Source organism: Streptomyces sp. NPDC107765, assembly GCF_055657085.1.
The window spans coordinates 558,300-571,782 of record NZ_JBVKBL010000002.1; the positions used below are offsets into that span (position 1 = coordinate 558,300).

The following is a 13,483-nucleotide window of genomic DNA, read 5'->3' on the forward strand; positions in this document are numbered from 1 at the left end:
GTGCCGGCGACCGACGACTGCCGGGGTGGACGGTTACACGACGGTCTGGGTGTCGGTGCCGGTGGAGGTGCCGAAGTTGCTGTCTCCGGTGTAGTTGGCGGTGACCAGGTAGCTGCCGGGTGTGGCCAGCGTGGAACTGGCCGTGGCGACACCGCTGCCGTCCAGGGTTCCGGTGAGGTTCACGGTGTTCACACCGTCGGTGACGGTGAAGTTGACCGTGCCCGTCGGAACGCCGCTGCCGGGTGGCACCGGCACCACGAGGGCGGTGAACGTGACCGTCTGCTCGGTCGTGGACGGGTCCGGGAACGAGGTGACCGTGGTGAGCGTCGAGGCCTGGTTCACCGTCTGGGTGTCCGTCCCGACAGAGCTGGCGAAGTCGGCGTCACCGTTGTAGGTCGCGATGACGTTGTGTGTCCCGGCGTCCAGGGTGCTGGTGGTGACGGTCGCGGTCCCCGCGACGACGGTGCCGGTCAGCGTGTTGCCGTCGATGACGAAGGTGACGGTGCCGGTCGGGCTGCCCGCCCCGGGCGAGTTGACGGCGACGTTCGCGGTGAAGGTCACCAGCTCCCCGAACACCGAGGGGTCGGGCGAGGAGGCGACGGTCGTCGTCGTGGACGCCTGGGTCACGGTCTGCGTGTCGGTCCCGCTGGAGGCCGTGAAATCGGTGTCCCCGCTGTAGGTCGCCGTGACGGTGTGCGTACCGACCGGAATGGCACTCGTGCTGACGCTCGCCGTACCACCCACGAGCGTCCCGGTCAGCGTCGGACCACCGGTGACCACGAAGGTGACCGTACCGGTGGGAGTGCCCGCGCCCGGCGACACCGGAGCAACGGTGGCCGACAAGGTCACCGACTCACCGACCACCGACGGGTCGGGGGCCGTCGACACCGACGTGGTCGTCGACGCCTGAGCCACCGTCTGCGTGTCCGCACCGACCGAGCCGATGAAGTTCCCGTCACCGGCATACGTCGCCGTGACGGCGTAAGCCCCGGCCGTCACCAGCCCAGTGGTACTGACACTGACCGTTCCGCCGCTCAGCGTCCCGGTCAGACTCACGGTCGTGACCCCGTCGGTGGCGACGAACGTGACCGTCCCGGTGGGCGTCCCCGCCCCCGGCGACACCGGGGCGACCGTGGCCGTGAACGTCACCGACTGCCCGACCACGGACGGGTCGGGGGAGGTCGTGACCGACGTGGTGGTCACGGCCGGCGCAACCGTCTGGGTGTCCGACCCGACCGAACCGCTGAAGCCACTGTCACCGCTGTAGGTCGCCGTGACATTGCTGGTACCGACCGGAATGGCACTCGTGCTGACACTCGCCGTACCGCCCACAAGCGTCCCGGTCAGCGTCGGGCCACCGGTGACCACGAAGGTGACCGTGCCGGTGGGAGTGCCGGCGCCCGGGGACACCGGGGCTACCGTGGCCGTCAGGGTCACCGACTCGCCGAACACCGACGGGTCGGGGGACGTTGTGACCGAGGTAGTGGTCGAGGCCAGGGTGACCGTCTGGGTGTCGTTGCCGCTGGAGCCGGCGAAGTCCCCGTCACCGCTGTACGTCGCCGTGACGGCATAAGTCCCGGCCGTGACCAGCCCGTTGGTGCTGACACTGACCGTGCCACCACTCAGCGTCCCGGTCAGGCTCACGGTCGTGACACCGTCGGTGGCCACGAACGTGACCGTCCCGGTGGGCGTACCCGCCCCCGGCGACACCGGCGCCACGGTCGCGGTGAAGGTCACCGTCTGCCCGACCACGGACGGATCCGGCGACGAGGAGACCACCGTGGTCGTCGACGCCTGCGTCACCGTCTGCGTGTCCGTACCGACCGAGCCGCTGAAGTTCCCGTCACCGCTGTACGTCGCCGTGACGTTACTGGTACCGACCGGAATGGCACTCGTGCTGACACTCGCCGTACCGCCCACAAGCGTCGCCGTCAGCGTCGGACCACCGGAAACGACGAACGTGACCGTCCCGGTCGGCGTCCCCGCACCCGGCGACACCGGCGCAACCGTGGCCGTCAAGGTCACCGACTCACCGAACACCGACGGGTCCGGAGACGTCGTGACCGACGTGGTCGTCGACGCCTGCGTCACCGTCTGCGTGTCCGTACCGACCGAGCCGCTGAAGTTCCCATCACCGCTGTACGTCGCCGTGACATTGCTGGTCCCGACCGGAATGGCACTCGTGCTGACACTCGCCGTACCGCCCACAAGCGTCCCGGTCAGCGTCGGACCACCGGAAACGACGAACGTGACCGTACCAGTCGGCGTCCCCGCACCCGGCGACACCGGCGCAACCGTGGCCGTCAAGGTCACCGACTCACCGAACACCGACGGGTCCGGAGACGTCGTGACCGACGTGGTCGTCGACGCCTGCGTCACCGTCTGCGTGTCCGTACCGCTGGAGCCGGTGAAGTTGCTGTCACCGCTGTATGTCGCCGTGACGTTGCTGGTACCGACCGGCACCGCGCTGGTCGTCACGCTCGCCGTGCCCCCGGAGAGGGTGCCGGTCAGGGTCGGGCCGCCCGTCACCACGAAGGTGACCGTGCCGGTGGGAGTGCCGGCGCCCGGGGACACCGGGGCGACCGTGGCCGTCAAGGTCACCGTCTGCCCGAACACCGACGGGTCCGGAGATGTCGTGACTGACGTGGTCGTCGATGCCTGGGTCACCGTCTGGGTGTCCGTACCGACGGAACCGGTGAAGTTGCCGTCACCGCTGTAGGTCGCGGTGACCGAGTAAGTCCCGGCGGTCACCAGGCCGTTGGTGCTGACACTGACCGTGCCACCACTCAGCGTCCCGGTCAGGCTCACGGTCGTGACCCCGTCGGTGGCCACGAACGTGACCGTCCCGGTGGGCGTACCCGCCCCCGGCGACACCGGCGCCACGGTCGCGGTGAAGGTCACCGTCTGGCCGACCACGGACGGGTCTGGGGACGAGGTGACCGACGTGGTCGTCGACGCCTGGCTCACCGTCTGCGTGTCCGTACCGACCGAACCGGTGAAGTTGCCGTCACCGCTGTACGTCGCCGTGACGTTGCTGGTCCCGACCGGAATGGCACTGGTCGTCACACTTACCGTGCCTCCGGAGAGGGTGCCGGTGAGTGTCGGACCACCGGTGACCACGAAGGTGACCGTACCCGTCGGGGTACCCGCACCCGGCGACACCGGAGCAACGGTGGCCGTCAAGGTCACCGGCTCGCCGAACACCGAGGGGTCCGGAGATGTCGTGACCGACGTGGTGGTCGACGCCTGGGTCACCGTCTGGGTGTCCGTGCCGACGGAACCGGTGAAGTTGCCGTCACCGCCGTAGGTCGCTGTGACGGCGTAAGTCCCGGCCGTGACCAGCCCGTTGGTGGTGACACTGACCGTTCCGCCACTCAGCGTCCCGGTCAGGCTCACGGTCGTGACACCGTCTGTAGCGACGAACGTGACCGTGCCGGTGGGCGTACCCGCCCCCGGCGACACCGGCGCCACGGTCGCGGTGAAGGTCACCGTCTGGCCGACCACGGACGGGTCCGGCGACGAGGAGACCGACGTGGTCGTCGACGCCTGGGTCACCGTCTGGGTGTCCGACCCGCTGGAACCGGTGAAGTTGCCGTCACCGCTGTAGGTCGCCGTGACGTTGCTGGTCCCGACCGGAATGGCACTGGTGGTGACACTCGCCGTACCGCCCGAGAGCGTCGCCGTCAGCGTCGGACCACCGGTGACCACGAAGGTGACCGGACCCGTCGGGGTACCCGCACCCGGCGACACCGGGGCGACCGTGGCCGTCAAGGTCACCGGCTGGCCGAACACCGACGGATCGGGAGAGGTGGTGACCGTCGTGGTCGTCGCCGACACGCCGACGGTCTGGGTGTCCGTACCGACCGAACCGGTGAAGTTGCCGTCACCGCTGTAGGTCGCGGTGACCGAGTAAGTCCCGGCGGTCACCAGGCCATTGGTGCTGACACTGACCGTGCCACCGCTCAGCGTCCCGGTCAGGCTCACGGTGGTCACACCGTTGGTCACGAGGAAGGTGACCGTACCGGTGGGGGTGCCCGCACCCGGGGACACCGGGGCGACCGTGGCCGTGAACGTCACCGTCTGCCCGACCACGGACGGGTCCGGCGACGAGGAGACCGACGTGGTCGTCGACGCCTGGCTCACCGTCTGGGTGTCCGACCCGCTGGAGCCGCTGAAGTTGCCGTCGCCGCTGTAGGTCGCCGTGACGGTGTGCGTACCGATCGGGATGGCACTGGTGGTGACGCTGGCCGTGCCGCCCGAGAGCGTGCCGGTCAGCGTCGGACCGCCGGCGACGACGAACGTCACCGTGCCGGTGGGAGTGCCCGCGCCCGGCGACACCGGGGCGACGGTGGCCGTCAAGGTCACCGGCTGGCCGAAGACCGACGGGTCCGGGGACGAGGTGACCGACGTGGTGGTGGAGGCCTGGGTGACGGTCTGAGTGTCCGTGCCGACCGAGCCGGTGTAGTTGCCGTCTCCGCTGTAGGTCGCGGTGACGGAGTACGTCCCGGCGGTCACCAGCCCGTTGGTGCTGACACTGACCGTGCCACCGCTCAGTGTCCCGGTCAGGCTCACGGTGGTCACACCGTTGGTCACGAGGAAGGTGACCGTACCGGTGGGGGTGCCCGCACCCGGGGACACCGGGGCGACCGTGGCCGTGAAGGCCACCGTCTGTCCGACCACGGACGGGTCCGGGGAGGAGGTGACCGTGGTGGTGGTCGAGGCCGGGGTGACCGTCTGGGTGTCGGTGTCGCTGGAGCCGGTGAAGTTGGCGTCGCCCGCGTAGGTCGCGGTGACGGTGTAAACGCCCGTGGTCACCAGCCCGTTGGTGGTGACGGTCGCGACGCCGGCGCCGTCCAGGGTGCCGGTGAGATTCACCGTGGTGACCCCGTTGGTGACGGTGAACGCGACGGTGCCGGTCGGGACGCCGCCGCCGGGGGCCACCGGGCCCACGAAAGCGGTGAAGATGACCTGCTGTCCGGTCACGGAGGGGTCGGGGAAGGAGGTGACCGTGGTGGTGGTCGCTGCCTGGTTCACGGTCTGGGTGTCGGTGCCGCTGGAGCCGGTGAAGTTGGCATCGCCGCTGTAGGTGGCCGTGACGGTGTGCGTACCTGCGGTCAGGGAGCTGGTCGTCACGGTCGCCGTACCGCCCACGACCGGCGCCGTCAGAGTGCCACCCCCACCGCCCCCGATGACGAAGGTGACCGTACCCGTGGGGGTGCCCGCACCCGGGGACACGGGCGCAACGGTGGCCGTGAAGGTGACCGTCTGCCCAAAGAGCGACGGGTCCGGGGACGAGGAAACGACCGTAGTGGTCGACGCCTGGCTCACGGTCTGCGTGTCCGTGCCGCTGGAGCCGGTGAAGTTGGCATCACCGCTGTAGGTGGCCGTGACGGTGTGCGTACCGGCGGTCAGGGAGCTGGTCGTGACGGTCGCCGTACCGCCCACGACCGGCGCCGTCAGGGTGCCGCCCCCACCGCCCCCGATGACGAAGGTGACCGTGCCCGTCGGAGTGCCCGCACCCGGGGACACGGGCGCGACCGTCGCCGTGAAAGTGACCGTCTGCCCGAAGAGCGACGGGTCCGGGGACGAGGAAACGACCGTGGTCGTCGACGCCTGGCTCACCGTCTGCGTGTCGGTACCGCTGGAACCGGTGAAGTTGCCGTCGCCGCTGTAGGTGGCCGTGACGGTGTGGGTGCCGGCGGCGAGTGCGGAGGTCGTCACGCTCGCCGTACCGCCCACGAGCGGCGCCGTCAGCGTCGGGCCGCCGGAGATGACGAAGGTGACCGTACCGGTCGGGGTGCCCGCACCCGGGGAGACCGGTGCCACGGTGGCCGTGAAGGTGACCGTCTGCCCGAAGAGCGACGGGTCCGGGGACGAGGAAACGACCGTGGTCGTCGACGCCTGGCTCACCGTCTGCGTGTCGGTACCGCTGGAGCCGGTGAAGTTGGCATCGCCGCTGTAGGTCGCCGTGACGGTGTGCGTACCGACGGCCAGGGAGCTGGTCGTCACGCTCGCCGTACCGCCCACCAGCGGCGCCGTCAGGGTGCCACCCCCACCGCCCCCGATGACGAAGGTGACCGTGCCCGTCGGAGTGCCCGCACCCGGAGACACGGGCGCGACGGTGGCCGTGAAGGTGACCGTCTGACCGAAGAGCGACGGGTCCGGGGACGAGGAAACGACCGTGGTCGTCGACGCCTGATTCACCGTCTGCGTGTCCGTGCCGCTAGAGCCGTTGAAGTTGCCGTCGCCGCTGTAGGTGGCGGTGACCGTGTGCGAGCCGACACTGAGACTGCTGGTCGTCACGCTCGCCGTACCGCCCACCAGCGGCGCCGTCAGCGTCGGGCCGCCGGAGATGACGAAGGTGACCGTGCCGGTCGGAGTGCCCGCACCCGGGGAGACCGGTGCCACGGTGGCCGTGAAGGTGACCGGCTGACCAACGACGGACGGGTCCGGGGACGAGGTGACCGTCGTGGTCGTCGACGCCTTGTTGACGAGCTGGGTATCCGTGCCGCTGGAACCGGTGAAGTTGACATCACCGCTGTAGGTGGCGGTGACCGTGTGCGAGCCGACGCTGAGGCTGCTGGTGGTCACGCTCGCCGTACCGCCCACCAGCGGCGCCGTCAGCGTCGGACCGCCGGAGATGACGAAGGTGACGGTCCCGGTCGGGGTGCCCGGGCCGGGTGGGGAGGGGGCGACGGTGGCGGTGAAGGTGACCGGCTGGCCGAACACCGAGGGGTCGGGCGAGGACGTGACCGTGGTGGTCGTCGCTGCCATGCCCTGGACGGTCTGGGTGTCGGTCCCGGAGGACGCCGCGTAGTTGGTGCTGCCGTTGTATGTGGCGGTGATGGCGTGGGTGCCGACGGTGAGGGTGTTGGTGGTGACGCTGGCGTTGCCGCCCACGAGCGGCGCCGTCAGGGTGCCGCCCCCGCCGCCTCCGATGACGAAGGTGACCGTGCCCGTCGGGGTACCTCCGCCCGGCGCGACCGGCGCGACATGGGCGGTGAGGGTGACCGTCTGGCCGAAGAGCGAGGGGTCGGGGGACGAGGTGACCGTGGTGGTCGTGGAGGCCTGCACGACGGTGAGCGAGCCGACACCGCTGGAGGGGGAGAAATTGACACTGCCGTTGTAGTTTGCCGTGACGGTGTGGAATCCGACGCTCACGTTGTTGACGGTCGCCGTCGCGGTACCGCCGACGAGCGGTGCCGTCACGGTGGGCCCGCCGCTCACGGAGAAGGTGACGGTGCCGGTGGGTGTGCCCAGTCCGAGCGGGATCACGGTTGCGGTTAAGGTCACGGGTTGTCCGAAGACCGCCGGATTCGGCGCCGCGGACACCAACGTGAAGGTAAATGCCATGGTGCGGCCCTTCGATGGGTGCGTGGAGGGCGGCGCCGTGCGCCCCCACCTGGCCCGGAAGGCCGCAGTGAGCGACGACTTCCTGTACGAGGGGGTGGGCGGTCAGGGCAGCCGGCGTCCCGGACTGCCGCGTACCGGTGTCCTCCCCCGACAGGTGGCAAACCGCCGATCGATAGCATCAGTAGGCGCGCCGTTCACTCGTACGCGCCATAGCCGCTCCCCCGTTTCCCCCGGATAGCGCAGCGCTCGGCGGCCGCGCGTCACGCACGGCGCACTCCGCGGGCGTGGACACTTCGCGGACCACACCGGGGGCACATGCGGTCGGTACATTTCGTTGCCGGGTCCGCCCCCGGGCAACGAGGCCGGCCCCGGCAACGAGGCCGGCTCCGGGCAACGAGGCCGGCCTCTCAGCCGGAAAGGTCGGCAAAGTTCGGAAACGTTCGCAAAGGCCCGCAAGGGGCCGCAAGGGCCCGCAAAGTTCTGGGAACCTTCGGAAACGTTCGGAAAGGTGACGCCATGACTGAAAGCGCTCCGGTGCCCTCGCCCGGCGCAATGCCGGGCGGCCTGACGCTGCGCCACCCCGCACCGTCGGACCACCCACGCCTCCAGGTGGCGCTGGCCGACTGGTGGGGCGGCCTGGGCGGTGAAGCGGGCGCGTTGCAGCGGAAGTTGCTCGTGCCGAGGCTCTTCCTGCAGCACTTCGCGGGCACCAGTTTTCTCGTCGAGCGCCCGGACCGGACCCTGCACGCCTTCCTGATCGGCTTTCTGTCCCAGACCGACTCGGCAGCGGCTTATATCCACTTCGTCGGGGTCTGCCCGGACGGCAAGCGCGCCGGCATCGGCAGGGCTCTCTACGAGCGCTTCTTCGCCCTCGCCCGTGAGGCCGGCCGCACCCAGGTCCGCTGCATCACCAGTCCCAACAACCGTGATTCCGTCGCGTACCACACCCGCATGGGCTTCCGTCTGGAGCCGGGCGACCACCTCGACGAGCACGGCACCCCGGTGCACGCGGATTACGACGGTCCGGGCCTGGACCGGGTGTCGTTCGTGCGGGAGCTGTAACTCCCAGCGCTATCAGGTGAGTTGACCGCAGAGGGGCAGTTTCTGGCCAATCCCCGCCCAGTAGACGCACCACTGACCCTGCCTAGGGCATTCGTTTGCTTCCCCCTGGCGCCCGCTTGAACGTCGTCTGATGAGCTGCTGTGTGGCTGCGACAAGGGGGAAGCAGTATGGCGATCGAGCTGCCCGAACAGGTGGTGTCGTTCCTCCAGTTCATCGGGGTGAACTGGCCGAACATCGACGAGGACAAGGTCCGCGAATTCGCCTCTCACGTGCGGGATTTCGCGCAGAAGGTGGATGACACCCACAAGGAATCCACGTCCACGGTCAAGCAGTTGCAGGACGTCTACCAGGGCGCGTCCTACGAGGCGCTGCTGGCCAAGTGGGGCCAGATGTCCGACAGCCACATGACGGAGCTGGTCAACGCCTGCCATGTGGTGGCCGACGCGCTGGACATCGCGGCGGACACGATCGTGGCGATGAAGCTGGAGGCGATCGCCGAACTGACCGTGCTGGCCATCACGTTCATCGCCGACCAGGCCGCCGCGGTCGCCACCCTCGGGATCGCGGAGGCGGCCGAAGCGCTGGTGGTGGAAGCGGCCGAGAAGCTCATGGACTACCTCGTCCAGCAGCTGGAGCAGTACATCATCGGCCAGGTCATCGAGGCGGCCGTCGATCCGCTGATCGAGACCGTCGGCAAGGCGGTGGGCGGTCTGGTCTTCCAGGCCGCCGAGTCCGCCCTCGGGGTCTCCGCCGGCGGGGCCGGGCGGCGTGCGGGGGAGAGTTTCTCCATCCACCCCGAGGCGCTGCACGCGCGCGCGGAGAAGCTGCACGAGCATGCGCGGACGGTGGCGTCGCACGCCGCGGAATTCCAGACGAAGGCTGCGGGGGCGAGCTTCGAATGAGCAATCCGATCGTCAAGGCGCTGGAGCACGCGGCGGAGAAGCTGGGCAAGACCCTCGGCAAGGACGCGGGCAAGGCGGTCGAGGACCTGTACCACGGGACGGGTCACCGGATGAAGCAGGTCGCCACCAACCACGCGGAGAACGAGGCCAAGCAGGCCGCGGCATTCGGCAAGCACCTCAAGGGCGACAAGGAGGGCATGCCGCACGCGCCGCACGGTACGGGCGGGGGCGGTCGGCCGTCGGGCGGGGGCCGGACGGGCGGGGCCCACGAGGAGGCCGACGCCGGCCACCCCCACGACAAGAACCGCCAGGACGAGGGCAAGTGCACCGATGGCACCGACCCCGTGGACCTCGCCACGGGCAGGGTGTTCCTGACCCAGACCGACATCGCTCTGCCCGGCGCCCTTCCGCTGGTCTTCTCCCGTAAGTACGAGTCCTCGACCCGCATCGGACGCCATATCGGCCCGTCCTGGTCCTCCACCCTCGACCAGCGCCTGGAGATCGGCGCCGACGAGGTCATCTTCGTCACCGAGGCCGGGATGCTGCTGCGCTACCCCGTCCCGGAGACAGGCGAGCGCGTACTGCCCCAACACGGCCCGCGCTGGCCCCTGATGCGCACCCTCCAGGGCGACTGGGCCGTCAACGACCCCGGGACCGGACACACCCGCTACTTCAGCGATGCCCTGCACGCCCCCGGCCTGGCCCTGCCCGACGAGATCACGGACCGCAACGGGCACCGGATCACCTTCGACTACGCGGACGAGACCGGCATCCCGTACGCGATCCGCCACAGCGCCGGCTACGAGCTGAAACTGACCTGCGACGAGAACGGCCGCCTCACTGCCCTCCACCTTGCCGGCGCCGCCGACGACGGCTCGGACCAGCTGATCCGCTCCTACGCGCACGACGACGACGGCAACCTCACCGCCGTCACCAACTCCGCAGGAGCCGTAACCCAATTCGAGTACGACGGCGATCACCGCATGGTCGCCTGGGTCGACTCCAACGACTCCCGCTACGAGTACACCTACGACCACCGCCACCGCTGCACGGCCCAGTCCGGCGCCGAAGGTCACCTGGCCAATCGGTTCACCTACGGCGAGCCCGACCCGGAGACGGGGCACCGCACCACCACCCGCACCAACGGCGAAGGCTTTTCGACCCGGTACCTCGTCAACGACCGGCTCCAGGTCACCGCGATCACCGACCCGCTCGGCAACACGGTTCGTACCACCTACGACAGCGGCGACCGGCCCGTCCAGATCACCGACCCGCTCGGCAACACCACCCACCTCACCTACGACGAGGACGGGCACCTCGTCTCCACCGTCCGCCCGGACGGCTCCACCAGCACCGTCACCTACACCGACCTCGGTCTCCCGGCGGAGATCACGGAACCCGGTGGCCTCACCTTCCGCCAGGAGTACGACACCAGGGGCAATCCGGTTGCCGTCACCGATGCCGCCGGCCGGACCACGCGATTCACCTACGACGAACGCGGCAACCTCACCGCGGTCACCGACCCGATGGGAAGCACCACCCGGGTCGTGTGTGACGAGGCAGGTCTCCCGCTCACGATCACCGACCCCCTGGGCGCCGTCACACAGCTGCGCCGGGACCGTTTCGGTCGCCCTGCGTCCGTCATCGACCCCCTCGGCAACGTCACCCGCTACACGTGGACCGTGGAGGGGCACCTCTCGACCCGCCTGAACCCGGACGGCACCCAGGAATCCTGGGTCCACGACGGTGAGGGCAACTGCACCTCACACACCGACCCCTTGGGCAAGGTCACCACCCTCGAATACGGCCACTTCGACCAGCTGACTGCGCGCACGGACACGAACGGTGTCCGCCACGAGTTCACACACGACAGCGAACTCAGGCTCACGAAGGCCACCAACGCCCAAGGGCTGACCTGGTGCTACGAGTACGACGAGGCCGGCCGTCTGATATCCGAGACGGACTTCGACAGCCGCACCCAGACCTACACCTACGACGCGGCGAGCCGGCTGACCTCGCGCACCACCGCGCTCGGCCACACGATCCGCTTCACCCACGACGCGCTGGGCCGCAGAATCACCAAGGACGTCGGTGGCGCACTCACCACCTACAGCTACGACGCCACCGGGCGCGCCACTCGGATCACCGGCCCCGGCAGCGAACTCACCTTTGTGTACGACCAGTTCGGAGCGCTGATCGCCGAGACGGTGAACGGCCGTACCACGACCTTCACCTACGATCCCCTGGGGCGTCGAATATCGCGCACCACCCCCACCGGTGCGGTGAGCCGGTGGACCTACGACGCAGCCGGACGATGCAGCGAACTTGACGTCTCCGGCCGGACCGTGGCCTTCGCCCACGACGCCGCCGGCCAGGAACGCGCACGCAGTGTCGGCGACATCGCCTTCGCCCACACCTTCGACGCCCTCGGCCGCCTCATCGACCAGCACATCACCTCGGCATCGGAAACCCTCCAGCACCGCGGCTACACCTACCGTGCCGACGGATACCTCACCAGCATCGAGGACCGTCTCAACGGTGTCCGTCGCTTCGAGCTCGATGCCGCCGGTCGGGTCACCACCGTCTCCGCCCCCAACTGGACCGAGACCTACGCTTACGACACGGCCGGAAACCAGACCCGGGCCACGTGGCCCGACCGCCACCCCGGCCCCGAGGCCCGGGGCGAGCGCACCTACACCGGTACCCGCATCAACCGTGCCGGCGCCGTGAGCTACGCATACGATGCTGCCGGCCGTACCACGCTGCGCCGGACGACACGTCTCTCCCGCAAAGCTGACACCTGGCGCTACACCTGGGACGCCGAAGACCGTCTGATCGGCTGCATCACCCCGGACGGCACCACCTGGCGCTACACCTACGACCCCCTCGGCCGCCGTACCGCCAAGTTACGACTGAGCGAGGACGGGCAGCACATCGCCGAGCAGGTGGTCTTCACCTGGGACGGTACCAACCTGTGTGAGCAGACCACCCTCGTCCACGGGCACTCCAGCCAGTTGACCCTGACCTGGGACCATCAGGGCCATACGCCCCTGACCCAGCGCGAGCGTCTCACGGCGGCCCACACTCCCCAACACGAGATCGACCAGCGCTTCTTCGCCATCGCCACCGATCTCGTGGGCACGCCCACCGAGCTCCTCGACGAGCACGGCACCGTGGCCGCCCGCACCCGCACCACTCTGTGGGGTACCACCACCTGGAACACCGACGCCAGCGCCTACACCCCGCTTCGATTTCCCGGCCAGTACTTCGACCCGGAGACCGAACTCCATTACAACTACTTCCGCACCTACGACCCGCAAAGCGCCCGCTTTCTCAGCCCCGACCCCCTGGGGCTCGCACCCGCCCCGAACCCCGTCGCGTACGTCGACAACCCACTCCTTTGGATCGATACGCTCGGCCTCTCCCCCGGAAGGTGCCCGCAGACCGGACGGCCGATCAACCCACGCGGGTATACGTCGCTCTACGAAATGGAACTGGACAGAGCCGACTACGGACGGAGTCGCAGCGTGCACTTCAACCGGGCCAACGAAGCTCTCGACGCCGCAATACGGGCCGATCCTGAACTCGGCAGGCATTTGGACCAGTTCTCTCCCGGTATCGCACAACGAGTGAGTTCAGCCGGAGGCAGGCGCACGCCGGTGGGGCACACGTGGCAGCACGAACCCTCGTCCAACGCCGGTGGCCGTACCGGTGTGATGCGCCTGGTACCGACCTACCAGCACACCCCGGGGTCACCCTGGTGGGATGTCCTGCATCCCGGCAACTCGGGTGGATACGCTGAGTGGGCCATCCCGAACGGCGCACCCCCGAATCGTAGGAGCAGGTAGCTGTATGTCTTACTTCATGTACACCGTCATGGGGGAATCCATCGACGAGCCGGACGAATCCCGGATTCGTCGGATCCTGGCAGAGCTGCAGAACTCCGATGACGAGCATGCAGATGTCGCCCTGAACCACGAGTCCGGCTGGTCGCTCAGCGTTTATCCGGACCGGTCCGTGGTGTGGGAGAACGTGGAAAGCTCGGACGCGCCACCGCCTCGCGAGGCCGTGCTTGATTCATGGGACGACGTCGTGGCCCTTCTCCTGGAACTCTCGCAAGGCAATGTTTCCGCCGTGGATTCGGTCGACTGGACATCTTGAATGTG

General features: G+C 69.0%; 5 protein-coding genes. 4 read left to right on the top strand and 1 reads right to left on the bottom strand.

The genetic code is table 11. From position 1 onward, the window contains the following. Positions 1–33: 33 nt before the first annotated feature. Complete coding sequence (locus ACZ7MX_RS07005) at positions 34–7,353, bottom strand: Ig-like domain repeat protein (RefSeq protein ID WP_472130031.1); 7,320 nt, start codon at positions 7,351–7,353, stop codon at positions 34–36. A 516-nt stretch (positions 7,354–7,869) separates the two neighbouring features. Here ACZ7MX_RS07005 and ACZ7MX_RS07010 point away from each other — a divergent pair. The 4 genes from ACZ7MX_RS07010 (at position 7,870) to ACZ7MX_RS07025 (ending at position 13,478) form a co-directional block, all read left to right on the top strand. Next, positions 7,870–8,415: a GNAT family N-acetyltransferase gene (locus ACZ7MX_RS07010; RefSeq protein ID WP_472130033.1), complete on the top strand. Its 546-nt coding sequence runs from the start codon at positions 7,870–7,872 to the stop codon at positions 8,413–8,415. 167 nt (positions 8,416–8,582) lie between these two features. Beyond that, positions 8,583–9,317 (top strand): WXG100 family type VII secretion target, encoded by a 735-nt coding sequence (locus ACZ7MX_RS07015; RefSeq protein ID WP_472130035.1) that lies wholly within the window; start codon positions 8,583–8,585, stop codon positions 9,315–9,317. Next, positions 9,314–13,165, top strand: coding sequence for a DUF6531 domain-containing protein (locus ACZ7MX_RS07020; protein WP_472130037.1), 3,852 nt, complete (start codon positions 9,314–9,316; stop codon positions 13,163–13,165). Before ACZ7MX_RS07015 ends, ACZ7MX_RS07020 begins: the two co-directional genes overlap by 4 nt. Positions 13,166–13,169: 4 nt before the next feature. After that, positions 13,170–13,478, top strand: coding sequence for a hypothetical protein (locus ACZ7MX_RS07025; protein WP_472130038.1), 309 nt, complete (start codon positions 13,170–13,172; stop codon positions 13,476–13,478). Positions 13,479–13,483: the final 5 nt, after the last annotated feature.